The sequence below is a fragment of the Lederbergia lenta NBRC 16444 genome (assembly GCF_001591545.1).
Taxonomy (GTDB): Bacteria; Bacillota; Bacilli; order Bacillales; family Bacillaceae_C; genus Lederbergia; species Lederbergia lenta.
On record NZ_BCVC01000005.1, the window covers coordinates 132,226 to 159,090 of the forward strand.

Below are 26,865 nucleotides of genomic sequence, written 5' to 3' on the forward strand. Positions count from 1 at the left end.
TAAGTCTAAGCTATTAGAAGAGACTAAAATTGATGTAATAGTTCTATATGTTTACGGAATATACAACTCCGCCTCTTAAATAGGTGGTTACTTTTTGTATGAAATATATAGTTATTTATCTTTGTTTTTTAGCGGTCGCATTGCGTACCAGCGTTGTAACGAATACTTAAAGTCTTTTGGGCATGTTTGTAGATTAGCATTTTGCTATTCTTTTCAAACTTGCCAAAGGGCTTTTTTCATTGACTAAAGAAAAATATATGTTAAAAAGCTTGGGAAAGGATGTTAATCATGCTAATTCGGTAAAACAATTATTTATCTGTCAATATGAGAGGAATCAAACAAAAACAATATCTGTTCAATAATCATCAGTATGAAGGGAGTATGGCATCACTCCTATTAGAGTGGTACCATATCAGAATTGGTCTAGTAAGTAGTGCCCAGCTGTTATACTAAAAAGAGATGGAAGTTTTCATCCTTTTAAGAAGAGAATTCAGGCTGAATGTGAGAGTATCTCTGAGTACAAGTGCTGAAATAAGATAAATTAGTTTGAGGGAAAATTGCATAAACTATTAATCTATCAAATAAAATAACTGATAATAAATATGAAAACTAAAAACGATCAATCCTTATTTGTGGAGTGATCGTTTTTTTGTTTGAGGGAAAATTTAGTTGTATATTATGATGATTCTCCGTTCATTTAAGCTCTTCTTTATAAATATCACTACAATATTCCTTAATTTTGTTTGCAGATATAGAAGTATATTGAATAAGTTCAATTAAGAAATCTCGATCATTAGAAGTTAATTCTTCTTTATTTAGTATTTTTTCGTAGGTTGCTTGTACTTCTCTATTTTTACAAAAACAAGCCATAATATTTTCAATTCTCAAGAGAAACACTCCTTCACTTAACATTAGAAATGTTTTTTATTACCTCGGATAAGTGCAATATTACCGTTTCAAGCTTTTCCAGTTTCCTTTCAAAGCGGACAAATAAATATATAGTAATAGCAATTGGAAATCCAAAGTTACCTATTATAGATATCCATAATGTAGGATCATCTGTTAACATGGTTACCTACTTCCTTCCCTAAATGAACAGAAATAAATTATATAAAACTATGAGCTGTAATTAATATTTTCAAATTAGCTTAAAAAGAGTATGGCTATTTACTTTATTCTAATAAAGTTCTAGTTATTTCTTAGAGTATTTTTTAATTTGATTGTTTCAGGTAAATACTAACTCTGAATATTTGGTTGTTTTTTGTAGAAACTCTCTAATATTTCAAGTTATTTGATTGAGAGTTAAACACCATATTTCACCAACTCCCCTTTCTGCATAAGAGATGATACTCAGATTCGAATCTAGGATAAAGATTTTGCAGACCTTTGCCTTACCTCTTGGCTATATCACAAGGGATATATATATAAAGTGAGTAATATCAATAATAAACAATTAATTATTTAAGTTTATTAGTTATTAAATTGAAGTTAAAATTTTTTATTACTAGTTTAGATTTTATCGACAATTTCACTTTGATATAGAGTACATAAAAGGGGGGATTTAAAAGTGGAGAAAGAATTAATCGTGTATTCAAATGGTAGTTGTAATTTCTGCATAAAAATAATAGAATGGATAGTTAAAAAGAAGGTTGCCAATGTAGCTGTTTTGAAAAAAATAAAAAATTATAACGTAGAAGGAATTCCTTTCACCTTATCCATTGATAAGAAAAGTGGAAATAAAGAAGAGATCGTTGGAATTCAAATTGATAAAATCGAGAATTTATTATTCAAAAGTTAAATGAAAAATTTCACCTTACATCATGATCGAATCTACAGAGTATATAATTAAAAGTATTTTATTTTCTGACAATTTAACAAAAATTTTTAGTTTTAAATAAGTATCAAATATATAAATGATTACCAATTTGGTAATATTTTTTTATTGTAGTTTTTTTTTTTTTTTTGCGAACATAGGTTCCTTGGTTTATTATTAAGATACCTAATTCACTTTAAATTATAAGGCAAAAGGAGGAAATTTTACATAAAGAGGTGGATGTCGGTGATAATTGATAAAAACGATTGTAAAGTAGCGGAATTTTTCGACAAAAATAGCGAAAATTTAGAAAATCCAATAATTAAAAGCTTTATGTCAGATAAACGGCATTTTGAATTAGTTAAAGAGGCTGTTCTTATGCCGACTAATAGTAATAAAGAGCGTGTTGATAATGCATTTAAAAAACATTACACAAAAATTAAGAAGACAAAATACGTCAGTAGTCTTATCTATTTCTTTAGCATAGATTTTGATAAGAAAAATCGTAAACTAAACAAGCAGCAACAATTAATACTAGATAAAAGCATATCAAATGATAACAATACTACTACACCTAAAGAACTTATTCAGGATGAAAGTGCGGTTATTAGTGGTGTTTTTAGTACGAGATTAATAGATCATATTGAAAATGAAAAACTCTATTCAGGCTTGATCAATCTATCTTAAAAACAACTTCAAATTTTAGAGTTGATCTACTTAAAAGAACTAAAATTAATAGAAATAGCTCACATATTAAAATCTACTCCCCAAAATGTTTCAAATCTCCATAGGAAAGCATTAAAAACGTTACTTAAAGAGATGGGGTGAAAATTCCAGGAGGTGATCACATGTTTCACAAAAAAGACGAAAGTACAAAAGAAATCATAGAAATTATTGATGATTTTAATTCAAAGATTAAGAAAAGTCTAAGCAATACTACCTACCAAGATAGAGATGATTTAGAACAGGAAATAAAATTGAAGATAATTGAAAAATTATACACAGTTGAATTCAATGATCCACCCAGTTTTTGGAAATTAACTAACTTATAAGGGGAAAATAGACAAATTCTATTCTATGTAGAAGGTAGATTAACGAAAACAGTGGTTTCTGCAACTCCTAGTCTATAAATTTACGTGGAGGACTTAATGGTTATGCGGATGGATTTGTAAAAAGAATGATGAATTATCATAATAAACAGCATATAAGTACAAGTCTCTGGCGTTCTGCTTAATGATAATTATGATGAAATAATTGAGATATAATAGAAATTTACTATTCCTTTTATGGGGTATTGGATCAGTTGGTTTATAGGGGAGAAATATTTTCCCCTATAAAAATATCAAATTCTTAAGCCTTTTTGATCAAACCTTTTTATAAAACTACATCATTTTCTTTGCCCGATTCCTTTGATTCCCTTAACGCTATAATTACTATATTTAAAATGAATATAGTAATTATAAATAGATTTTAGTTTTGTTGGAGTTGAAGTAATAAACTGCAACCGATATAATATATTTATATTTGCGACATTATATTAGTCTGCGGCCTTAAGATTATAAAATTCTTTGGAGCCACACATCTCATTCGTGCGGATTCAAAGGGCTTTTAATATTTTTAGAAAGAATGGAGTAGTAAAAAGTATACAAAATCAACTGACTATTATTTAAAGGTGGAGGAATTGTTACAATTTAATTTCGGATTTCTATATACTGAGGAAAACATTGAGATTGTGGCTATTAATTATGAAACATCTCAAGTATGTACTCTAGGGTTTCTAGTTATACAGTCGTTGCTGAGAATATGCTCGAAACATGTATTCAGTATGGCTTTAATGTAAAAGGTATGTATTTTAATGCAGTGCCTGGATATGAACTGGAAATAATTCTAAAAACTATTGAGGCGTAGTGGTATTTTGCTGTATTAACCGTTATAATTATACATACTTTACTTCTTTCTTTTTATTTGCGACACATTTTTTTGTGTCTGTGGTGACTATTAGATATCAGCCTTTGGGCAATTGAGATGGAGTAGCATTTTATTATTTTTGGCTACTATGCTATCAATCTGCCTAAAGGATTTTTTGCGTTCTCCGTAAAAGTAGAGAAGTAAAAACTTTGGGAAGGGTATTGATATTGGCTAATAAAACGTATAAACGTCGGATAGCTGTAAAACAAAAAGCAGGTGTAGCAAATTACCTTAATCAAGCAACTTTAACAGCGAACGACACAAGGAGAAGCGACTTTTAATCAAAGAGTACGTCAAGTTGTAGACGAAATAAATAAAGAATTGAATTTGGTGTGATCTAATAGTAAATATGAAAGAAATTTAAGGAGTAGTGGTATGATAAAGAAGAATTTAATTGGTGCATATAGCATCCTTTTCTTAATATTTGCCTATTATTATATTAATACAGTGAAGGAAGTAGATCCCTTCACTCAAATAACTTGGCTTTTTATCCTATTAATTATAGCAATTATGTTCAGTTTTCTTAGATGGATAATTAAGAGAAGAAAATATTGATTAGTATATGGTGTGAATGGCGGTGTTAAAATCCTCGATAATAACGATTTAAAATCCCCCAGTTTTTATTTCCAATCTATTAGAAAAACTATACGGAAATATTTAGAGGCAGAAACTACTCCTCAATCGAAAAAACGTACACAAAGAGGAAGTAAGCAGGATTCTTAAAAGCAGTAGTTACTTGAGCGAATTAAGGAAGTTGAAAAAATGTTTAATAAAAGTTGATTTTTTATTACTTACTTCCTCTTTATTAAATAGATGCGTTTCGTATCTAATTTAATAAAAGGGAGAGAAATTTTATGCCAACACTTTACCAAACATTTCAGAGGCGACAACATGGTGGAGGTGCTATGAAACCTGTCAGTACTGCTATTACTTATGGGGTGGCTTCGCACAATAACATCCCTGTATCTGTTTATAGCTGTATGCCTTGTATCGCGACTTGTATGAAAGTAAGCATTCGATTACAACGTGTGGTAACATCAGCTGTTTATGAAACGATTGGTACTTATTTAAACAGAGATTTATGTGATTCTAGAGTAGGACCAGGGCGTGTAGACCATACTTTTACTAATGTTCGTAAGTCTGGTGCAGCTATGCGTGTTTTATGGCAATTAGATGGTTCAACTGATCCATCCTCACCATTTTACCATGACTAATTATAGTAAGTTTAAACACTTGGTATATTAAGGTTACTAAAAATATTTATCAGGAGGGGAAAGTAATGGTTACTTTCAAAAAGGAAAATAATAAACATATTATTTCAATTGAAAACAATGAGGTTGTGGTTGATCCGCAAAGGATAGAAGAAGGTCATTTCTTAGCGATTATTAATTATGTAGATGAAGATGGTAAGTTCCTGGAAGCAGAGTTATTTTATCATCCTGAAGAGAAAGAAGTAGATGCTTTTCTGGAATCTCTTAAACTAGAGAATTTTCAAAAGCATAAACTAACAGAAGGTCTATTTGCTAAAAAATAAGAATATAATATAAAAAGATGGTCGTTATTATTCACTGACCATCTTTTTATATTTTAGTTTAATCTCCTGGCAATACTTGGCTCATTCGATCAATGTTAATGGTTGCTGCTACAATGTACTGGTAAGCCCTTTCGTAATCTTGATAACCAATTGAATTTGCAACTTGTAAATATTGACGTGTTTCAGCTGACCAAGTGTGTAACTCTTGATACTCTTTTAAGTAAGGTTCAATGTACTCTAGTTTCAACTGAATACTATCAATAACACCTTGAAGCGCGCCCCAACCTTTAGGTAATTTATTACCTTCTTGCTGGGTGGCATGAAACAATTCATCGTCCAAATATTTTTTTTCCTCCGTAGACAGTGTAGTATACTCACTGACAATTTCACCTGTTGGAGACAAGTAACCTCTATCGTTAATCTCTTCAATTATACTCATAAATAAACCGACAGCCTGTGTTTCAAAAGGCTTAATAGGATCAAAGGTATTAGAATCATACCCCCAAATGTTTGTGCTTAAAGCCATATTTGTATTGGTATCAAATACAAGATAGTTTTTGTAATATACTTCGTCATCTGAAAAGTTATAAGAAGAATTACTTTCAACATCTTGAGGGAAATATTCTTTAGCGTCTTCAGGTGTTAAACGACCTTCTTCTGGTAATGTAAATGTATTAAAAAATGTTTTTATATTACTATAATCTTCTTCGTTAAGTTGAGAATCTAAACTAAATAAGTCTCGTTCAATATTATCCCACTTATATTCATACCCAATTGTGATACCTTCCATATTAATATTTTGATTGTCTTCAATTTCTTTTCCAATGGGTTGTTCATTTGCTTTGTCACTACAAGCAGTAAGAAGCAGGATAGAACTAATCCCCAATATATAAATGCCTTTCATAAATTATCCACTCCCGATTATAAATATATGTAAATTATAACATATTAGAAAAAAATTTTTCTTTAGCAGAGGAGAACATACTTATTATTTGGACACTCCCCCTCCAAATTTTTTCTCAATATCGTTGTTTTTTCATCGATTACTTCCTCTTTATAGATAGTTGCGTAATACTTTATTCGCAACAACCAAATAAAGGTAAGGGGGAAGACAGATGGATGAAATGGTATTAGCGGTACAGGAATGGGTTAATGAAAAGTATGGCGATCATCCCGGATCAGGTAGAATTCCTGAGAATGGAAAAACTGGTTGGTCTACAGTATACGCTTTAACACGGGCATTACAAATTGAATTAGGAATAATAAATACTGCAAATAGTTTTGGTCCTTCTACTGAAGCTGCATATAGAGCATTTGGCGAAATGTCCTTCGACAACATACCAGGTACAGAGCAAGGAAGAAATATCGTTAAAATTCTTCAAGGAGCATGTTGGTGTAAAGGTTATAATCCAGGAGCATTTAATGGCATTTTTGGTCCAGCCACTGAACGAGCAGTTATAAAACTACAACTTGATGCGGGGCTACCACAACAAGATGGAGTCGTATATGTACATGTCTTTAAAGCCTTCTTAACTATGGATGCTTATGTATTAACTCTAGGCGGGGATCCCCAAATTAGGGAAATTCAGCGAACATTAAATAACAATTATTATAAAAATTCAGGGGTTCAGCCATGTGATGGGCATTATCAAAGACAAACAAATAAAGCTTTGATTTATGCTATACAAACCGAAATTGACATCCCTGCAAACCAACAGACAGGTACAGTGGGACCTGCGACGAGAGCTGGTTTACCTAATTTGAGTGTGGGTTCAAGTCAAAGTAACTTTGTGAGGTTGTTAAAGTATGCGATTGTTTTTAACGGGTATACATTGAACAACATTAATGGAACTTTTGATAATGAGTTGAGTAATGTTTTACGTGAATTTCAATTATTTACTCTTTTGAGCCAAAATGGTAATGCCGATTATCAAACTTGGATGTCCTTATTAGTTAGCACAGGTGATCCTAACCGACGAGGTACAGCTAGTGATGGGATAACAGAAGTTACACCTGCAAGGGCGCAAACACTAGTTAATGAAGGATATGTAATTATTGGACGATATTTAACAAACGTTCCTGGTGGCTTAAATAAACGTATACAACCGGGTGAACTTCAGACTATTTTTAATGCCGGGCTGTCTGTGTACCCGATTTTTCAAGAAAGTCATGCAAATGCAAATAACTTTTCTCGTAACCAAGGATATGTTGACTATGAGAAAGCTTTTAGGGCAGCCGCATCTTATGGTTTACCGAAAGGAACGACAATCTATTTTGCAGTTGACTTTGATGTACTAGGTCACGAAATTTCTAATGCCTTAATCCCTCACTTTATTGGATTAAATGAAGCTAAAAATGATATGGGGAACCAATACAATATTGGCATATACGGACCCCGTAATGCGTGCATCCAAGTATATAATAGAGGCTTAGCTGATTATAGTTTTGTTAGTGGCCTTTCTACAGGATTTAGTGGAAACTTAGGCTATCCTTTACCAAACAATTGGTCTTTTGATCAAATTTCAACCATTACGATTGGTTCAGGCTCAGGTATGATAAATATCGATAATAATATAAACTCCGGCAGGGATTCAGGTGCTTCTTTTATTGACGATAGTGTTGAAGTACCAGGAGAATTACCAGATGACCCCAATAAATTATCTTTTGGCCAGTTTACAATTATTGCACTTGGTGCTTCTAGTCTGGCTAACATTGAAGGTAACACTGATGTTACTGACCTAAATTATAATTTAAGTGGTTATTATAGGAAGGGCGTATATATTGGTACTAGATGGGCCGCTTTGGCAGGTTTTTACCCAAAATACTTCGAAGTATATTTGGAGACCAATGTAACGCAACCGATAGGTGAATTCGTGGACATAATTGATCCAGTTGAAAATCATGTCATTGGCGTTCAGCATATGTTTGCTGTTATGAATGGTTTATACGGTCGCTTTAAAGATTCTGTTGAAATTACTGATATATTGGGATGGGCCGGGGATTTAATTACAGTGGCAAAAAATGTAGTTATGTATAGAGATCATTATGAAGGGGACTTAAACGATCGAACATATGCAGCAGCATATGATTTAATCGGTATGGTCGAAAATAAACCTTTTCCCGATTTGCTATTTGATTTGGATGACTTATTAGGCGATATTGATGCCTATAATATGGCTCATGAAGCCAGAAGATTAAATGTGAGTATTGCGGAAATTTTCCCAAGTTACTACACATTAGGGCAGGTGAATACTCGTTTTACTAGGTTCTTCAATCATCGTTTTAATGGTGATAGGGCAAAATTATTAGTTGATTCCCTTGAAGTCATGAAAGGCGGCATAGAATATTCAATTGTAAGAGAAGAACTTATTGGACATTTAAACCTTAGTGTCGGGGAATTAGAGGCAATCGCAATCGCTTGGTATAATAAAATCCTATATTATGTTGACCAGGGTAAATAATCGAGTAGGAGGGGATGATTAACTCCCGTCCTCTCACACCACCGTACGTACCGTTCGGTATACGGCGGTTCAATTAAGATATTTGACGCAAAGTTTCATAACGATTTTGCAGACTTTTAAGACCTCGGTGGCTCCAATAGGAGTTACCGAGGTTTCTGTGTAATATGGGACTATTAGAAATACGCCAGTAACCTTTATGACTATTTGCCCACTCCCAAGCTTTGCTTGGCGGGGTTCCAAGTTTAATAAGGTTTGTATATTTCGTTTTAGGTTTCTTCCAATTCTTCCATAGACACATACGCAATTGTCTTCTAATCCAACTATCTAGTTGTTTGAAGGTAGATATAGTATCTGCCAAGGCAAAATAGCTACACCACCCCATTAGATATTGGTTCAGTTTCTCTATTCGATAGTCCATGGTGTATGACATCTTTCTTGAGGCACGTATTTTCTTGTGTAGACGTCTAATACTTTCCTTCGCAATTCGAACCTTCGGTTCTTTGTGGAATGTAAAGCTAAAGCCTAGAATTTTCCTTTTCCCAGGTCGGTCAACAGCTGAATTTTCTTCATTCACTTTCAAACGAGGTTTGTGTTCAATGAAATCTTGGATACCTTTCATTGTGCGTTCATCTGCTCAACGGCTCATCACATACAGATTCTGCGTTGTCACAGACACCCTTGCGTTAAGGTAACACAGTTCGCGGGACTCCCACCTTATAGATTACACCCATATCGGGCACACATAATAAAAGAAACACCTTCAATAAGGCGTTTCTTTTTTATAAGCATCAATTAATCTTAACAGCACTAAAATTAGTACAAGTATAAAAATCGGTATTATTGCTATCAAAGATAAATAACCCGAAAAAATAAAATTATCTCCCACGTTTATAGAAAGCATTTGAGTATTCCCCCCGGTTGCCAGTCGATACTCGAATTCCTCTAGGTTTACTTTTTTTCCATGAACTAAAAGTAACCTGCCAATAATACCCAATAAGAGTGGATATAAAAACATTAAAAATGATAAAAGATAATGTTTATTTTTAAATAGTTTTTTATACGTAAAAATAACGAAACCCGAAAGAAGTATTAAAACGCAAATTGGTAGAAGAATAAACAAAATTAATGTGAAAGCAGCATCAATTGTGAAACACCTCACTTTAATTCTAACTGTACATACTTGGTAAAACACGTTACATTTAAAAACCAGAAATGTCAAGATGACTTCATAGAGGAAAAGTGATTGTCGTTCAACTAGATATTGAGGAACCTATGAATTATTAATTCGTCCTGTACATATTACTATTTTATGATTCAAACATTCGATATTTTTAAGCTAATTTATTTTTATAAGGGTACAAATTAATAGTGTAATAATGCAGAGTTATGCATCAGAAATTATATAACTTTATAATTTGCAATCACTTCGTTATATATAAATTAATTTCAACTTTAGCTTTTCTTCAACTGCCAAAATATATAGAGTATGTATTTGAGTGTGGAAGATGATGATCGCTTGCATGGCGATCTCAATTTTTGACGGTTGTAAAGTAATCCTTATGTACGATCGCGATTTCAATAAACTTTTACTTAGAATAGATTATGTTTTTACTAATACTATCTTCACTTTATTCCATGTACCAAAATAATTTGCAAAGGTTCCAGCCCAAGGTAAACCGTTTTTCATTGCAAAATCGTTCCAAACTTTAATCGTAGTAAAAAATTCTATATTTTCCTTTGCGATAGTCATTAAATCATATTTGGTAAAGTGAGATCGATTTTTATGATTTTTATTTGTTTCCCTAACTAAGGATGGAGATTCAGAACCAAAAATTGTGATCTTAGCCTGATTCCAAGTTCCAAAATACGTATAAAACATTTTTACTGAAGGATAGTTATGTTCTCTTGCAAGACTATTCCATTCAGTATTTGTTGTAAAATGTTTCTTATTTTCTTTTGCAATATGATATAAGTTTTCTTTAATAATTGAAATTTTCTTTGCTCTGTCTAGACCAAAAATCTTAAACTTTGCATTCTCCCAGCTGTTATAAAAATGTATATATACACCTGCCAGTGGTAGCTTAAATTCTTTGGCGTATTTATTCCATGATGAGATGGTAGTAAAATATAATGCATGCTTTTCTCCTATATCTATTAATTGATCATCTGAATAAGTAGCAGTAAATGGCTCATCCCCGAATATAACTTCTTTCGCCTTATTCCAACTACCAAAATAATGAAAGTAAGATCTTACTTATGGAAAGTCAAAATTAATGACCATACAATTCCATGTAGCAGCTGAAGTAAAATAGTTTCTTTTTGCTATTGCTATTCTAATTAACTTTTCTTTTGTATATCTGATGGTAACTACCTCACATTTAATATGTTGGAGCTAATTAATATAATTACTTAAATATTAAAAATGTATCAAAGGAAAAAATCTATTGAATACATTAGATATTACATTTGAACCGTTAGTAACTTGAACTCTTATAAACCACAAGAACATTGTACATCTCACTTAAAACCTCTTAACTCAAGATTTTTTATAAAGTCATATTGAAACATAGGAATTTTAAGGAGACTTAGTTATGACCATTGTAACTACAATAATAGGAGGTTATAATATACAAATTTTAGAGTTTACGTTTGCGAGATTTACAAATCAAAGTCCAATACTGCCCGAAACCTATACAGTAAATTTAGCAGTTACATGGGAGGAAAGTATTTACCCTTACCAGGGGAGGTTTTGTGAGGGCTTTGTGGGAGTTGGAATAACGAACCTAGGCAATCTTTATGGTGACATAAAGATGAATCGCAAGAAGTCAGCAGACGTCATAGTGCGTGCGTGGCAGCACGTTCATCGGGTGGGTTAAAGTCCCACTGAATCTCGGACTAGGAGATTTATATCCAAACTTGGGAGTAATGTCTCAAGGGCTGATGATATATCATCAGAGGGCAGGGCGTCCACCGTGAGGTGGAGTCTGAAGGGCTTGAGGAGAAATACCAGGCCGTAGTAAAACGGGGCTACCCGAAATGCGAACCGGTCGGCCAAAGATGGAGCAAGGTCGAGCCTGCACTATGGAGGCGAAGGCGCCACTAGTCCACCCATCGCACCAAGGTGTGTGCGGGCGGCATGGTATGGAAGATGAGCGTAGCGACCCATGGAGATCTCGTAGTGTCTGGAACATATGCACTTATAAAGGGTGAGTGGTTAAAATAAAGCCGGGATGATTGCTTCTGTGTCAGTCATCCTCTAAAGAAATACACAGAATTCCAGTAATGTGGACTATAAGGAAACCCCGAAATGGACACAGATGCGCTGCGAAAAGTCGGAGAGCTGAATAGTACTTAAACAGACGAACAACAAAAACGTCTGGAGCATCTTTAGAGATGTCATTTATTTATTCAAAAGATAAGTAAATGGGGAAGGCAGCTTGCTTTATGGAGCCAAAATTCGGAATTAGTTTTGTGAGTAAAACGAACAAGAACGGAAAGTTCCCTTTGTGAAAGACCCTAAACTTGTAAGTGGAGGATACGAAACCAATGACGGATAATGGTACAACAAGAAAGATTCATTCTTTAATAGATAAGATTTATCACCCAACAAATCTATTGACGGCTTGGGAAAAAGTTAAGGAAAACAAAGGCAGTGGGGAATCGACAATATTAGTATTAATGATTTTGAAATGGTGATGTATAAAGAATTAGACACACTACACCAGAATCTGAAAAATGATTCATATAAACCACTACCGGTAAGTAGAGTTAATATTCCTAAAAGAAACAACCCCAATGAAAAGAGACCTCTTGGAATCCCGGCTATTCGGGATAGAGTTTGTCAACAGGATTTGAAGAATCGGCTGGAACCAATATTTGAACCAACTTTTAGTGACTGCAGTTTTGGTTATAGACCTGGAAAGTCAACCCATCAAGCGATGAGGAAGATATATCGTGAGATTATTAATGGTTACGAATGGGTTCTAGATGCAGATTTGAGGGATTTCTTTGGGAATGTCCAACATGAATTGTTAATAAACAAAATTGCAGAAAGAGTAAGTGATGGACGAGTCTTACGACTCATTAGGCAAATGCTTAAAGCAGGATATATGGAAAAAGGAAAGAAACATGAGACCACACAAGGTACACCGCAAGGTGGGGTAATCAGCCCGCTATTCAGTAACATATATCTGGATTCATTCGACCATGAAATGGTTAATAAAGGGTATCGACTTACAAGGTTCGCCGATGATTGGGTAGTACTTTGTAAAACAAGAAATGAAGCTGTAAAAGCATTAAATGATGCGAAGCGAATACTATCTAAAATTGGCTTAATAATCCACCCTGTGAAAACCAGAATTACTCATATTAAATGGGGATTTGAATTTTTAGGATATAAGGTTAAACAGGGAAAAGGACTCAAACTTCCTCGCCATAAAATTAAAAAGCAACCTAATATCATGAACATCTATGCAATTCCAACGGAAAAATCTGTGAAGCGATTCATAGGAACTATACGTAACCGCACAAAACGAAGAATTCCTTTGAATTTATTTAAGCTAATAGAGAGTATTAATCCTGTCATCAGAGGATGGGGTAATTACTATCGCAAAGCCCATGTTAGGAAACTCTTTAATAAACTTCAACATTGGATTGTAAGACGAATATGGAGCCATAGATTCAAAAGATGGCGAAACATGGGTTGGAAGAAATTTCACGAATCCAAACTTTATTCGGAGTACCAACTTGTGAACCTTATCTCATTAATTCCAGATATAGAATCTAAAGTTGCATCCAAAGGATGACATAAAGGAAAGCGGATTACGGGAAAACCGTACGATCCGTTTGATTGAGCGGAAGGAGGAAGGCTTTTGCCGACCTCCTTCGAATCTACAGCGTTCACTGACAGAGCGTGAAGGACCGAACAATAATAATTCTGAGGACACATGGAAGTGTGGAAATTGCGAAAACTGCAGAAAACAAGGGAACTTGGCTACCGCCAAAGAGATAATGTGGAACATGAAGGGTATGACGGAGCGCATAGTGGTTTCCATGGCGAAATGGATAATCAAAATGGTGTACATCTGTTTGAGAAGATTATTTTTAGGAATAATCTCAACCAAGCTTATCTTCAAGTGGTCAGAAATGGAGGAACAGCAGGCGTCGATGGTATGACATACGACCAACTGCTTCCATACTTGAGAGAGTACAAGGAGGAACTATTAAAGAGCTTACGCAACGGAACATTCCGTCCGCAACCTGTACTACGGAGTTGAAATCCCAAAGCCAAATGGGGGCGTAAGAAAATTAGGAATCCCTACGGTTGTCGACCGAATGATTCAACAAGCAGTCAATCAAGTCTTACAACCAATATTTGACGCGACATTCTCTAATAATAGTTTCGGCTTTCGCCCAAAACGTAGTGCGCATCAAGCGATTACACGAGCGAAAACTTACTATGAACAAGGATATAAATATGTCGTAGATATCGATATGAAAGCTTATTTTGATACAGTGAACCACGATAAACTCATGTACTATATCGAACAAAAGGTGCAGGATAAAAGGGTACTATGCCTTACTCGCTTATACCTTAAAAGTGGCATCATGGTTAATGGGTTATTCGAACCCTCGGAAGAAGGGACACGACAGGGAGGGAATTTATCACCATTACTCAGTAACATTTATTTAAATGAATTTGATAAACTCCTCCCAAAACGTGGCTATAAATTTGTCCGATATGCCGATGACTGTAATATTTACGTTAAAAGTATGCGTGCGGGTTATCGCGTAATGGAGAAATCTATTAAATTCCTCGAAGAGGAGCTAAAGTTAACTGTAAACCGTGAGAAGAGTGCAGTAGGAAGCCCAATGAAACGAAAATTTCTAGGCTTCTGTATAATGCCGATGCGAAACGGTGTCAAAATTCGACCACATCAACAAGCGAAACTCTCTGTTAAACAGAAGTTAAGGAAACTTACGAAACGAAATAGAGGGAAAAGCACCGAAGTAATACTCAAACAAATTAAGCAACTAATGACCGGATGGTTAAACTACTACGGCATTAGTGTAATGAAAAGATTTATAAACGAGTTAAATGGTTGGTTGAAGCACAGGTTAAGGCAATATATATGGAAACAATGGAAGAAACCTAAGACCAGATATAGAAACCTTGTCCAACTCGGTATCGACAAACAAAAAGCCTATGAATGGTCAAATACCCGAAAGGGTTACTGGAGAATATCCGCTAGCTATATCCTTCATAGGCCATTAACAGACAAAGAACTGGCACGACTTGGCTATATAGACATATCCAAGAAGTACCAGTTCGTACACTCAAATTATTGAACCGCCGTATACGGATCCGTTTGTACGGTGGTGTGAGAGGGTCGAACGAATCGAATCACGATTCGTTCACTCTACTCGATTGTTTTATTATCCCTAGCTTTGCATTAAGCGAGTTATTAGCATCATTTTTATCAAACTTTATTACAAAGCTACAATATCTTCTTCATAGTTTTTTAATATTTCTTCCAAAATTTCACTCTAATGATTTGTTCTTCATTCCATAATATGCTCCTTAAGTATTCCTCTTAAATTCAAATAGTTTAATTTCATAAAGTAATAGGTTTAAAAAAATAAAGATAAATCTCTTTATAATATAGAAACAAAAATTAATAAATTTGAATGGAGGAATAATTATGGCAACAATTCGAATCAATCTTAGTGGAAAAGGAATTAAGGTGTATGATGGTAGATCAATACCTCCCAATGTGGGCGCACAAATCGGAACTATCACAAATCGCGAATTATATACTTGGATTGAGTGTAATCCTAATGCACAAGGATACTGTTTGGTCAAACTTTACACTCCTAGTGGATGGAAAGAAGGATGGGCTAAAGGTAGTGATTTATCGGCAACTAATGCAAATTTACTTGCTTATCGACAATCATACGGACAATTAACGGGGTTCGGCATAAGATTTAAAGTTCTTCATAGACAGTCACGTATTTTTACAGGGAAAACAAAACAGACCGCTGTTCAGGCTGGTGGATTTGTCTATACTGATGGCAAATCAACAGCTGGAAGCGACTTTCCTGAGAGATTATCTATTAAAGCATACCAACACAGCGGATCAAGCTCAGTTGTCCCAGTTGTTAATGGCTGGTGTGATACAGATATAGACTTAGGACATAGTATGTACAATACTGTAACAATTGATGGGAATTGGGTTTAAAAAATAGAGGCTAGGACAAAAGAACTTTAACAAATCAAAAAACCGAACTAATTTACGAAATGACGGTTAGATTTTCGTAATAGTTCGGTTTTCTTTGTATTTTTGTACTTGCTTACTAAAACATCATTCGGCTTTGTGTAGGGGTATTTTAGGTTTGTCCCAGCCTCTTCTAATTTAAAAGTTTGTTTAAGATCTTTTCGATTATCAGGTTATAGTAAAATTTATAATCAAGTTTAAACAAATCAGACCTATCTCCCTGAAAAATTATCTAATTATTTTATGTTTTCCCCATTCGGCTTGTGCGAGTATCGTTTAGTTTACCCTTTTATGATTAAGTTCGACATTAAGGTCATTTAATAATTGCTGTAAATATGAGATGGCTTTTTTCCATCTCATCTAATGGTTCATGCCAATATTCCTTAGCATCAAATTTGCTAATTCCTTCTAAGTTGACTCCATCTAGACTTTCACTATATTAATCAAAAATAATCTAATTCACATTACTTGTGTTATCTAAGTATTCATACATTATTCATCTGCACCAGTAGCGTAAACCAAACTGTTTTCTAAAGTCAAAGATTCAAGATATTGATGATAATCAATTCCAAATCCTGCATCGAGCAATTTAGTAGTAGGTTTTACATTCAAAGTTCCATTGGTACATCGAAATAAACCAAAACGCCTACAACCGTTGGGCTGAAAGTAAATAAAAATGCTTGAAATTGATTTGTTTCGGTGCCCTGGTTTGTCTGGGTGCCTGGCACCCAAACAATTCTGAATTGTTCTTGAGTTGAGTGAGTGCCTGGCACCGGAGCAATTCCTGGCACCGGAGCAATTCCGAAGCAATTTTCGGAAACAGAGTAACCCAGGTAATAAGCCCTCGAGTCCATTGTGGATTTGGGGCTTGTTTTGGTTGGTGCTCTTTTATATATTTAGCTATAGGTATTCCTTTATAGACTTTGGCGGATTGATTGTTGATCTCTTTTCCATCAGTCGGTAGGAAGGTAGGATTGACTTTAGTAAAAATAGTGGTAAAATAAAGGTAAAATATTTTACTTATAAGTGGCGATTGTTGATGGAGGTAATCGGAATGGCGAAAATAAAAGATGTGGCAGAAGCGGCGGGGTTCTCAATTTCTACTGTTTCCCGAGTTTTAAATAATGATCCAAACCTTACTGTTCCGCAGGAAACGCGGGAAAAGATTTACATGGTTGCCGAAAGGTTGAATTATCGGAAGAAGACAGTGAAGCAAATGGTTAAAAACATTGCTTTCTTATACTGGTTAACAGATAAAGAGGAACTAGAAGATGTGTATTTTAAGTCAATGAGATTAGAAATAGAAAAGCTTGCGGAAGCGGCTAATGTTGAATTAACCACATATAAAATCTCTAATGGAATTGAGGCAATACCTGAAAATATTGAGGGGTTCCTAGCAGTAGGTACATTTTCAGATAAAGAATTGGCCCACTTGAGAAGTATTACTTCTAACGGTGTTTTTCTGGATACGACACCTGATCCTTACCATTTTGACTCAGTTAGACCTGACTTAGTGCAAATTACAAAAAAGGCGATTGATTATCATATGGAAAGAGGGCATAAGAGCATTGGTTTTATTGGTGGGACATATCATAATCCCAACACAGATGAGGAAGATATGGATTTGCGCGAAGAGACTTTTCGGAGTTACATGCAAGAGAAGGGTTTACTGCATGATGAATATGTTTTTTCTCGCAGAGGTTTTTCGGTAGATAATGGGTATCATATTATGACAAATGCTATTGAAAAGCTAGGAGATCAGCTGCCTACTGCCTTCTTTATTGCAGCTGATCCGATAGCCGTCGGTTGCCTACAAGCATTGAATGAAAAAGGGATTGCGATTCCAAATAGAGTAAGTGTAATTAGTATTAATAATATTAGTGTGGCTAAATACGTATCGCCACCTCTCACGACTTTTCATATAGATACAAGGGAAATATGCAAAAATGCACTTATTCTATTGCTTGAGAGAATCCAAGAAAAACGCAAGTATGTTAAAACATTGTATCTTGGTTCAGAACTTATTGTTAGAAAGAGTACAAATGAAATAGCATATTAGAACAAAACGAAGACAAGAAATAATCATTTCTTGTCTTTTTCGTAAACTATTTTACCTAAACTAGTAAAATAGTTGTTTACTTATTTTCCTTGTAGTGATATATTACTTTTATAAAGCGCTTTATTGATAGGTAGAATCATTAGAAATATAAGTGAAAGGAAGTTATCAATGAAAAGTTATAAAAGATATTTAGGTATTTTTACTGGTGTTGCTCTAACTTTAGCCCTAGTTGCATGTGGTCCAAAGGAAAGTAGTGGAGATGATAAAGGAGCGAAGGATGCACCTAAATCGAAAGAATTAGTTGTTTGGGAAGATATTGAGAAATCGCCTGGTATCAAAGATGCCATTGCTAAGTTTGAAGAAGAGCATGATGTAACGGTCAAGATTGTTGAAAAGCCTTACGCGAAGCAAATTGAAGATTTACGTCTTGATGGACCTGCTGGAACTGGACCTGATGTGCTAACAATGGCGGGGGATCAAATTGGTACAGCGGTAACGGAAGGCTTAATTAAAGATTTAAATATAGCGGATGATGTTACATCTATTTATACAGATGCAGCAATGCAATCACAAACGATTGATGGGAAAATTTATGGTTTACCAAAAGCTGTAGAAACTACGATACTTTATTACAATAAAGATCTCATTTCAGAGGAAGAATTACCAGAAACTTTGGAAGATTGGTATGAATACTCTAAGGAAGTAACAGATGGGAAAAAGTTTGGTTTTCTAGCATTATTTGATCAAATTTATTATGCGCAAAGTGTGATGGGCGGTTATGATGGATATATTTTTGGAACAGATGAAAGTGGGAATTATGATCCTACTGATATCGGTATAAATAGTGATGGCGCTAAAGAAGGCGCGAAATTGATTGAGAAGTTTTATCAAGACAAGCTATTCCCAGCTGGGATAGTCGGGGAACAAGGCATTAATGTTTTAGAATCGTTATTTACAGAAGGTAAAGCTGCGGCGATCATCTCTGGTCCGTGGAACTTAGAGCCATTTACAAAAGCAGGTATTGATTATGGAGTAACGAAGCTACCGGCATTGGCTAACGGGGAAAACATGAGTGCATTTGTTGGAGTGAAAAGTTACAACGTCAGCTCTTATTCTAAAAATGCGGAGTTAGCGCAAGAATTAGTCACTTTCCTCTCAAATGAAGAGAATTCTAGAACAAGATATGAAATTACACAAGAAGTTCCTGCTGTACAAGCTTTGGCAGATGATCCTGTTGTTACAGAAAGCCCAGCTGCTCAAGCGGTTGCAGAGCAATCTATTTTTTCTGAATTAACACCGAATATTCCTGAAATGAATGAAGTGTGGACACCTGTAGATGCGGCGTTACAAACAATCGCAACAGGAAAAGCAAAACCTGAAGAAGCATTAGACCAGGCTGCTGAAACGATTAAGGGACAAATTGCAGCAAAACATGGCGAGAAATAAGTAGTTGTAAATGGTGTCAAACGCGTGATGTGTTTGACTCCATTTATTATCTGGTGAAAGACGTTATCAAAAGAGGTGAAAAAGATGCAACATCGAAAGTTAGCCTTATTATTATCGATCATTCCTGGTCTCGGCCAGTTATATAATAAACAGTGGGTAAAAGGACTTGTATTTCTTCTTATGGGTGGATCGTTTTTTGTTGTGTTTGGGGATCTATTTAATATGGGTTTTTGGGGACTTTTCACACTAGGAACGGAAGTACCAAGGGATAATTCTGTTTTCCTTCTAGCAGAAGGGATTATAGCTGTGATTGTGCTTTGTTTTGGCTTAGGTATATATTATTTTAATTTACGTGATGCTTATAAGACTGGCCAATTACGAGATGAAAATAGAGAACTAAGCTCTTTGAAGGATCAATATCAAAACTTGATATCACAAGGTTATCCATATGTTGTTAGTGGACCTTCGTTATTTATCTTGATTTTCGCGGTGATTTTCCCCATTTTATTTAGTTTTGCGTTAGCTTTTACCAATTATGATTTATATCATTCTCCACCTGCTAATTTGGCAGATTGGGTTGGATTAAAGACATTTAAAGAAATTTTTACAGTTGATATTTGGCGTTCTACCTTTTTTGATGTTTTAGGATGGACCGTGATATGGACGCTTGTGGCTACTACACTTCAAGTTTCTCTAGGAATTTTCTTAGCTACGGTTGTAAACCAAAAAGACATCAAATGTAAAAAACTAATCCGTACGGTTCTTGTTTTACCATGGGCTGTGCCGGGGTTTGTTACAATCTTGATTTTTGCTGGTCTATTCAATGATAGTTTTGGTGCAATTAATAATGATATTTTAGCAGCGTTTGGAATTGACGCGATCCCTTGGCTGACAAATGCTAATTGGTCAAGATTGGCATTGATTCTTATGCAAGGATGGCTAGGATTTCCATACATATTCATCGTTACGACGGGTGTTTTGCAATCTATTCCTGATGATTTGTATGAAGCGGCAACCATTGATGGCGCCTCTATTTTTGCTAAGTTCAAGCATATAACGATGCCGATGATCTTGATCGCAATGGCCCCAATTATTATTACTCAGTTTACCTTTAACTTTAATAATTTTAATATTATTTATCTTTTCAACGGCGGTGGTCCTGCAATGCCTGGATCAACAGCTGGAGGTACAGATATATTAGTATCTTGGATTTATAAATTGACAATGCAATCAAGTCAATATTCTCTAGCAGCAGCATTAACTATTTTGTTATCTGTCTTTGTTATCGCTATTGCGCTATGGCAATTCAGACGAACAAACTCATTTAAAGAGGGGGCTTAAGGATGCTGACAGATATGAAGGGAAAAAAATTCATTCGACTCCTTGGCTCTTATGCGGTTTTGCTGTTTATGATGGTCATCATTATTTATCCCTTGTTGTGGACAGTTGGAGCAAGCTTTAACCCAGGAAATAGTCTAGTAAGTACATCGATTATCCCGAAAAATCCAACGTTTGAGCATTATAAAGAGTTATTTGCAGGAAAGGAAAGTCTGCAATACGGCAAATGGTATATGAACTCACTTAAGATTAGTGTGTTTACGATGATTGGAACGATATTAAGTGTTTCTTTTACGGCTTATGCTTTTTCACGCTTTCGTTTTAAAGGAAGAAAGAATGCTCTAACGATTTTCTTGCTGCTACAAATGATTCCACAGTTTTCCGCCTTGATCGCATTATTTGTACTAGCTCAAATCCTTGGCTTGATGAATAGCCATTGGCTACTTATTGTGCTATACATCGGCGGACAAATTCCCATGAATACGTACTTAATGAAAGGATATATGGATTCCATTCCGATGGATTTGGATGAAAGTGCGAAAATAGATGGAGCAAGTAACACGAGAATATTTTGGCAAATCATTATGCCTTTATCGAGACCAATGATCGCCGTAGTAGCGATGAATGGATTTACAGGGCCACTAGGAGATTTCATCCTGGCATCTACTATTCTAAGATCACCTGAATCTTATACACTGCCAATTGGATTATATAACTTAGTGAATCAAGCAATGGGAGCTAGCTATACAACATTTGCAGCTGGCGCAATTTTAATAAGTATCCCAATTGCCATTATCTTTATTATGCTGCAAAAGAACTTTGTATCCGGATTAACATCTGGCGGAACGAAAGGCTAGCAGTATTGTCGGTGCCTGGCACCCACACAATTCAGAATTGTTTTAGAGTTGTTTGAGTGCCTGGCACCCAAACAACAACAATAGTAGGAGGAGAGTATTATGTCGAAATATCAGAAAAAAAGTGTCACATCAGCTAATTTTATGCTTCATGGAGGAGATTATAATCCAGATCAATGGTTAGATCGCCCTGATATTTTAGCGGATGATATTAAATTGATGAAACTTTCACATACAAATGCTTTTTCGGTAGGAATTTTTGCTTGGAGTGCGCTTGAACCAGAAGAAGGAGTTTTTACCATTGAGTGGCTTGATGACATTATCGAAAATATTTATAAAAATGGTGGCCGTGTTGTATTAGCTACTCCGAGTGGGGCGCGTCCTGCATGGTTATCCGAGAAATATCCTGAAGTTCTCCGTGTAAATGGGAGCAGAATGAAAGAATTGCATGGTGGAAGACATAATCATTGTTTTAGTTCAGGGGTTTATCGTGAAAAAACACAACGTATTAATCGCTTATTGGCTGAAAGATATGGGAACCACCCTGCATTAATTATGTGGCATGTTTCGAATGAATATAGTGGAGAATGTCATTGTGATAGCTGTCAACAGGCATTTAGAGAGTGGTTGAAAGATAGATATAACAACGATCTTAAGCAATTAAATGATTCTTGGTGGACAGCCTTTTGGAGTCACACGTATAGTGATTGGTCACAAATCGAGTCTCCATCACCAATCGGTGAAAATGCAGTTCATGGATTAAACTTAGACTGGCGCCGTTTTGTTACGGATCAAACGATTTCTTTTTATAAAGATGAAATTGTACCTTTAAGGGAATTAACGCCTAATATTCCGATCACAACAAACTTCATGGCGGACACACCTGATTTAATCCCATTTCAGTCACTAGATTATAGTAAATTCGCTAAACATGTAGATGTAATTAGTTGGGATGCATATCCTGCGTGGCATAATGATTGGGAAACGACAGAGGATTTGGCTATCAAAGTTGCCTTTATTGATGATTTATATCGTAGTTTAAAACAACAACCATTCTTATTATTGGAGTCCACTCCAAGTGGTGTAAACTGGCATGATATTAATAAAGCGAAACGCCCAGGTATGCATTTACTTTCCGCCATGCAAATGGTTGCCCATGGATCTGATAGTATCATGTATTTCCAATGGCGAAAATCACGAGGCTCGTCGGAAAAATTCCATGGTGCCGTTGTCGATCATGATAATAGTTCAAATAATCGCGTGTTTCAAGATGTAGCTGAGGTTGGTAGAACATTAGAGAAATTATCCGATGTAGTGGGAACCAATCGTCCAGCTGATGTTGGTATACTCTATGATTGGGAGAATAATTGGGCTTTAAATGATGCCCAAGGCTTTGGGATGAAAACGAAGCAGTATCCACAAACTTTGCAGCAACATTATCGGACTTTTTGGAAGAATGATATACCAGTAGACGTTATCACAAAAGAACATGACTTTTCTAACTATAAATTATTGATTGTGCCTATGCTTTATTTAATGAGTGAGGATACGATCTCGCGCTTAAAGACGTTTGTTGCTAATGGTGGAAGATTAGTAATGACATATATAAGTGGAATCGTGAACGAACAGGATTTAACGTATTTAAGCGGATGGCATCAAGATTTGCAGGAGGTGTTTGGGATGAAACCAATTGAAACAGATACATTATATCCAAAAGATATTAATTATGTAACTTATCAAAATGAAACCTACCCACTGCATGATTATGCCACAGTCATAGAGACGAATACGGCAACGGCAGAAGGAGTTTATCAGGAAGACTTTTATGCCAACACACCTGCGGTTACGAGCCATGCGTATAAAAAAGGGAAAGCCTATTATATTGGGGCACGTTTAGATGAAGCATTTCATCGTGATTTCTATCAAGATTTGATTGAAGAGTTATCGTTAGAGCCTGTGCTTCCTATAAAACACGGGGAAGGCGTCTCCGTACAAGCTAGACAAGACGAAAACAATGATTATATCTTTGCGATGAACTTTATGGAAGAAAGCCAACCTATTACATTCCTCTCACCAGTTATAGACATGATCACCGGAGAAGAGCTAACAGGCGACCTTACACTAGAAAAATACGAAGTAAGAGTAGTGAAGAAAGCAAAATAAACCAGTGCTTGGAAGATGTAATTGTTTGGGTGCCTGGCACCCAAACAATTAAAAGTTGAGTCAGTGCCAGGCACCGACACAATTCAGAAATGTTTTGGAGTTGTTTGAGTGCCTGGCACTCAAACACTTTTTCTGTTTTACATAACCCTCATTGAAAGCGATTACTGTGGATAAGGATGTGGAAAAGGTGAAAATTTTTAAACTGGTTTTATCGGTATTAATAGCATTGATGATCATAATAAGTCCGTTTAGTGTACATAAAAGTGTTGGGATGGCGGCAGTCCAGGAAAATTACATTATAAATGGAGGTTTTGAGTCGAATTTTTGGGATGATGGTACATGGCAAGTGGATAACTTAAATGCAGATGTGCAATATTTTGCCTATTCTGCAGATACGTGGATAGACGTTGATGAGGGTGAACATGCTATCAATTATTGGATGAAAGAGGAGGGAAGTGAAAGCAAATCATTTACTATCAGTCAGACAATTGCAGCACTTCCTGCAGGATCCTATGAATTATCAATCAAAACGATGGGCGGAGAAGGTAATGAGACTGGTCATGTGAAACTATTTGCAGGTGAAAAGACAATCGATGCAGTTGCCACGTCAGGTTATAATGCGTGGGATACAATTAATTTGAGTTTTACATTAGAGGAAGAGACAACAAATTTGCAAGTCGGGGCAACTGTTACAGGAGCGGCAAATGCATGGGGTTATCTAGATAGCTTTAATTTAACGGCTAAAAATACTGATATTTCAGAACCGGTAGAAGCTGAAATTTTTGTAAAAAAAGTATCGGGTTTGAGTGAGGATTTTATTAAAGGTGTAGATGTATCGAGTATTATCTCCTTAGAAGATAGTGGGGTGAAATTTTATAATACGAGTGGAATAGAACAGGACATTTTTACAACTTTAAGTGAATCTGGGGTCAATTATATACGTGTACGTGTTTGGGATGATCCATATGATTCAAAAGGAAATGGGTATGGCGGTGGTAATAATGATTTGGAGAAGGCAATTAAAATTGGAAAAAGAGCCACTGCAAATGGGATGAAATTGTTAGTTGACTATCATTATTCTGATTTTTGGGCTGACCCAGCTAAGCAGGCTGCACCAAAGGCGTGGGAGCATTTAAGTTTTGAGGATAAGAAAACGGCAGTCTATCAATATACGAAAGAAAGTTTGCAAACCCTTTTGGATGCAGGTGTTGATATTGGGATGGTGCAAGTTGGAAATGAAACAAATGGCAAGTTTGTTGGAGAAAGTGATTGGACGAAGATGAGTGAGCTATTTAACGCGGGAAGTAAAGCGATTAGAGAAGTAGACGCAAATATTGCTGTCGCATTACATTTTACTAATCCCGAAACAGGTGGGAGGTATGAAACAATTGCGGAAACGTTAAATAAAAATAAGGTTGATTATGATGTGTTTGCTAGTTCCTATTATCCTTTTTGGCACGGTACTTTAGACAATTTAACATCCGTTCTTAAAAATATAGCAGATACTTATGGAAAAAAAGTAATGGTCGCTGAAACATCTTATACGTATACATACGAAGATGGCGATGGACATGGCAATACGGCACCTAAAGAGACTGGGCAAACCTTGAATTATCCGATTACTGTACAAGGACAAGCAAATGCTGTAAGAGATGTGATGGAAGCGGTTGTGAATGTAGGGGATGCAGGCATTGGTGTGTTTTATTGGGAGCCTGCATGGATTCCAGTTGGACCGGCTAATCAATTAGAGGGAAATAAAGGCATGTGGGAAAAGTTTGGTTCAGGTTGGGCGACCAGTTTTGCTGCTGAATATGATTCTGAAGACGCAGGAGCATGGTATGGTGGAAGTGCAGTAGACAATCAAGCATTGTTCGATTTTAATGGACATCCATTACCTTCTTTAAATGTATTTAACTATGTCCATACAGGAGCTGTGGCGCGATTAGAGATTAATGAAATAAAAGACATATCACTAAGTGTTGTTTTAGGGGAAAAAGTTGAATTACCTGAGACCGTAACCGTCACTTATAATGATGGGAGCAGCGGATTCGCTTCAGTAACATGGGATACCGCTGCGCTTGAACAAGCGATCAAGGATGGTGTAGGAACATATTTAATAGAAGGGATTGTTGACGGGGGAGCAAAGATAAAAGCAAACCTACAAATAAAACCAGAAAATTATGTGCTCAACCCAAGCTTTGAAGAGCTGGATAGAAGCATGTGGAAAATTGAGTATGGAAATGATGATGCACCCCATACTGACTATCAACAGAAGGCTTCAGATGCCAAGTCAGGGGAATATTCATTGCATTTTCATTCAGCAGATGCGATTGATTTTACAATAGAGCAGACAATCAATGGATTAAAACCAGGCTATTACAATCTTTCGATGTTTTTGCAAGGTGGCGATGCGGAAGATTCGGATATGGCCATCTACGCGATTGCGAATAATGTGGAATATAGAACGAAAACTTCTGTAAATGGTTGGGTTAATTGGAGTAATCCGGAGATTGATAATATTCTAGTTGTGGATGGAATGGTTACCATTGGTGCAAGTATCAAAGCTGCTGGTGGCGCATGGGGAAGTCTAGATGACTTTTATTTATACCGTGTAGGAGATTACGAGGAAGAGATAAAAGAGGAAGAAATCAAGGAAGAGGAAGCGCCAAAAGAAAGTGAAAGTGATGGAAACCAGACAGGGGATGGAAAGGGAAATGAGAAGAATCAAGCATCTAATAATGTCGAAAAGGACAATAAACCAGCCCCATCAGATTTAAAAAATACGAGTAAAAGCCCTGTAATCGAAACTAAAAAAGGCAAGTCTTTACCGAACACCGCAACCAACACATATAACATGCTATTAATAGGACTATTTTTAATAGCTACAGGCGGACTAACGATATTATGGAAAAAGAAATACAATCGTAGAAGTGAGAAATAGTTTGGGTGCCAGGC

21 protein-coding genes and 1 pseudogene are annotated in these 26,865 nt (G+C 35.6%); 18 read left to right on the top strand and 4 right to left on the bottom strand.

From position 1 onward, the window contains the following. Nucleotides 1-693 precede the first annotated feature (693 nt). Both BLE01S_RS15695 and BLE01S_RS20510 read right to left on the bottom strand, forming a co-directional pair. Entirely contained in the window at nucleotides 694-888 is a 195-nt protein-coding gene (locus BLE01S_RS15695; protein ID WP_066144446.1) for a hypothetical protein, read from the bottom strand. A 13-nt stretch (nucleotides 889-901) separates the two neighbouring features. Further along, on the bottom strand, nucleotides 902-1,069 hold the full coding sequence (locus BLE01S_RS20510; protein ID WP_082788769.1) for a YvrJ family protein: 168 nt from the start codon (nucleotides 1,067-1,069) through the stop codon (nucleotides 902-904). 498 nt (nucleotides 1,070-1,567) lie between these two features. Here BLE01S_RS20510 and BLE01S_RS15700 point away from each other — a divergent pair, with 498 nt between their 5' ends. The 6 genes from BLE01S_RS15700 (at nucleotide 1,568) to BLE01S_RS15725 (ending at nucleotide 5,315) form a co-directional block, all read left to right on the top strand. Then, nucleotides 1,568-1,798 (top strand): hypothetical protein, encoded by a 231-nt coding sequence (locus tag BLE01S_RS15700; protein ID WP_066144450.1) that lies wholly within the window; start codon nucleotides 1,568-1,570, stop codon nucleotides 1,796-1,798. A 261-nt stretch (nucleotides 1,799-2,059) separates the two neighbouring features. Next, on the top strand, nucleotides 2,060-2,500 hold the full coding sequence (locus tag BLE01S_RS15705) for a hypothetical protein (RefSeq protein ID WP_066144453.1): 441 nt from the start codon (nucleotides 2,060-2,062) through the stop codon (nucleotides 2,498-2,500). A gap of 12 nt (nucleotides 2,501-2,512) precedes the next feature. After that, entirely contained in the window at nucleotides 2,513-2,641 is a 129-nt protein-coding gene (locus tag BLE01S_RS21440) for a sigma-70 family RNA polymerase sigma factor (protein WP_111703550.1), read from the top strand. 20 nt (nucleotides 2,642-2,661) lie between these two features. Next, entirely contained in the window at nucleotides 2,662-2,865 is a 204-nt protein-coding gene (locus tag BLE01S_RS15710; protein WP_066144456.1) for a hypothetical protein, read from the top strand. A gap of 1,770 nt (nucleotides 2,866-4,635) precedes the next feature. Next, nucleotides 4,636-4,995: a hypothetical protein gene (locus tag BLE01S_RS15720; RefSeq protein ID WP_066144463.1), complete on the top strand. Its 360-nt coding sequence runs from the start codon at nucleotides 4,636-4,638 to the stop codon at nucleotides 4,993-4,995. 65 nt (nucleotides 4,996-5,060) lie between these two features. Beyond that, a complete protein-coding gene (locus BLE01S_RS15725; RefSeq protein ID WP_066144465.1) occupies nucleotides 5,061-5,315 on the top strand; it encodes a hypothetical protein in 255 nt (84 codons plus the stop codon). Between the two features lie 58 nt (nucleotides 5,316-5,373). On the opposite strand, the gene BLE01S_RS15730 is transcribed toward BLE01S_RS15725, so the two are convergent. Then, the gene (locus BLE01S_RS15730; protein WP_066144468.1) at nucleotides 5,374-6,219 is read right to left on the bottom strand and encodes a hypothetical protein; all 846 of its coding nucleotides are present in this window, start codon (nucleotides 6,217-6,219) and stop codon (nucleotides 5,374-5,376) included. A 211-nt stretch (nucleotides 6,220-6,430) separates the two neighbouring features. Between BLE01S_RS15730 and BLE01S_RS15735 the strand changes: the two genes are divergently transcribed. Beyond that, nucleotides 6,431-8,776 (top strand): glycoside hydrolase domain-containing protein, encoded by a 2,346-nt coding sequence (locus BLE01S_RS15735; protein ID WP_066144471.1) that lies wholly within the window; start codon nucleotides 6,431-6,433, stop codon nucleotides 8,774-8,776. A gap of 73 nt (nucleotides 8,777-8,849) precedes the next feature. On the opposite strand, the pseudogene BLE01S_RS15740 reads toward BLE01S_RS15735, so the two are convergent. After that, nucleotides 8,850-9,410: pseudogene (locus BLE01S_RS15740) on the bottom strand (group II intron maturase-specific domain-containing protein); the annotation flags it as partial. 2,912 nt (nucleotides 9,411-12,322) lie between these two features. Here BLE01S_RS15740 and BLE01S_RS21205 point away from each other — a divergent pair. The 11 genes from BLE01S_RS21205 (at nucleotide 12,323) to BLE01S_RS15800 (ending at nucleotide 26,851) form a co-directional block, all read left to right on the top strand. After that, nucleotides 12,323-12,472, top strand: coding sequence for a hypothetical protein (locus BLE01S_RS21205; RefSeq protein ID WP_231955855.1), 150 nt, complete (start codon nucleotides 12,323-12,325; stop codon nucleotides 12,470-12,472). Further along, entirely contained in the window at nucleotides 12,466-13,581 is a 1,116-nt protein-coding gene (gene ltrA / locus BLE01S_RS15760) for a group II intron reverse transcriptase/maturase (RefSeq protein WP_238456041.1), read from the top strand. Before BLE01S_RS21205 ends, ltrA (BLE01S_RS15760) begins: the two co-directional genes overlap by 7 nt. A gap of 156 nt (nucleotides 13,582-13,737) precedes the next feature. Then, nucleotides 13,738-14,052: a hypothetical protein gene (locus BLE01S_RS21210; protein ID WP_238456042.1), complete on the top strand. Its 315-nt coding sequence runs from the start codon at nucleotides 13,738-13,740 to the stop codon at nucleotides 14,050-14,052. A 37-nt stretch (nucleotides 14,053-14,089) separates the two neighbouring features. After that, complete coding sequence (ltrA, locus tag BLE01S_RS15765) at nucleotides 14,090-15,124, top strand: group II intron reverse transcriptase/maturase (RefSeq protein ID WP_231955962.1); 1,035 nt, start codon at nucleotides 14,090-14,092, stop codon at nucleotides 15,122-15,124. A 353-nt stretch (nucleotides 15,125-15,477) separates the two neighbouring features. Next, nucleotides 15,478-16,014 (top strand): hypothetical protein, encoded by a 537-nt coding sequence (locus tag BLE01S_RS15770; RefSeq protein ID WP_066144486.1) that lies wholly within the window; start codon nucleotides 15,478-15,480, stop codon nucleotides 16,012-16,014. A gap of 1,090 nt (nucleotides 16,015-17,104) precedes the next feature. Next, nucleotides 17,105-18,109: a galactan degradation operon transcriptional regulator GanR gene (gene ganR, locus BLE01S_RS15775; RefSeq protein WP_066144489.1), complete on the top strand. Its 1,005-nt coding sequence runs from the start codon at nucleotides 17,105-17,107 to the stop codon at nucleotides 18,107-18,109. A gap of 168 nt (nucleotides 18,110-18,277) precedes the next feature. Beyond that, a complete protein-coding gene (gene ganS / locus BLE01S_RS15780; RefSeq protein ID WP_066144492.1) occupies nucleotides 18,278-19,555 on the top strand; it encodes an arabinogalactan oligomer ABC transporter substrate-binding protein GanS in 1,278 nt (425 codons plus the stop codon). A gap of 84 nt (nucleotides 19,556-19,639) precedes the next feature. Then, the gene (ganP, locus tag BLE01S_RS15785; RefSeq protein WP_066144495.1) at nucleotides 19,640-20,896 is read left to right on the top strand and encodes a galactooligosaccharide ABC transporter permease GanP; all 1,257 of its coding nucleotides are present in this window, start codon (nucleotides 19,640-19,642) and stop codon (nucleotides 20,894-20,896) included. A 2-nt stretch (nucleotides 20,897-20,898) separates the two neighbouring features. Further along, on the top strand, nucleotides 20,899-21,750 hold the full coding sequence (ganQ, locus tag BLE01S_RS15790) for a galactooligosaccharide ABC transporter permease GanQ (protein ID WP_111703548.1): 852 nt from the start codon (nucleotides 20,899-20,901) through the stop codon (nucleotides 21,748-21,750). Between the two features lie 96 nt (nucleotides 21,751-21,846). Continuing rightward, the gene (ganA, locus tag BLE01S_RS15795; RefSeq protein ID WP_111703546.1) at nucleotides 21,847-23,910 is read left to right on the top strand and encodes a beta-galactosidase GanA; all 2,064 of its coding nucleotides are present in this window, start codon (nucleotides 21,847-21,849) and stop codon (nucleotides 23,908-23,910) included. A 229-nt stretch (nucleotides 23,911-24,139) separates the two neighbouring features. After that, nucleotides 24,140-26,851, top strand: a complete 2,712-nt coding sequence (locus tag BLE01S_RS15800) for a glycosyl hydrolase 53 family protein (RefSeq protein WP_082788772.1) — start codon at nucleotides 24,140-24,142, stop codon at nucleotides 26,849-26,851. The last annotated feature ends 14 nt before the right edge of the window (nucleotides 26,852-26,865 follow it).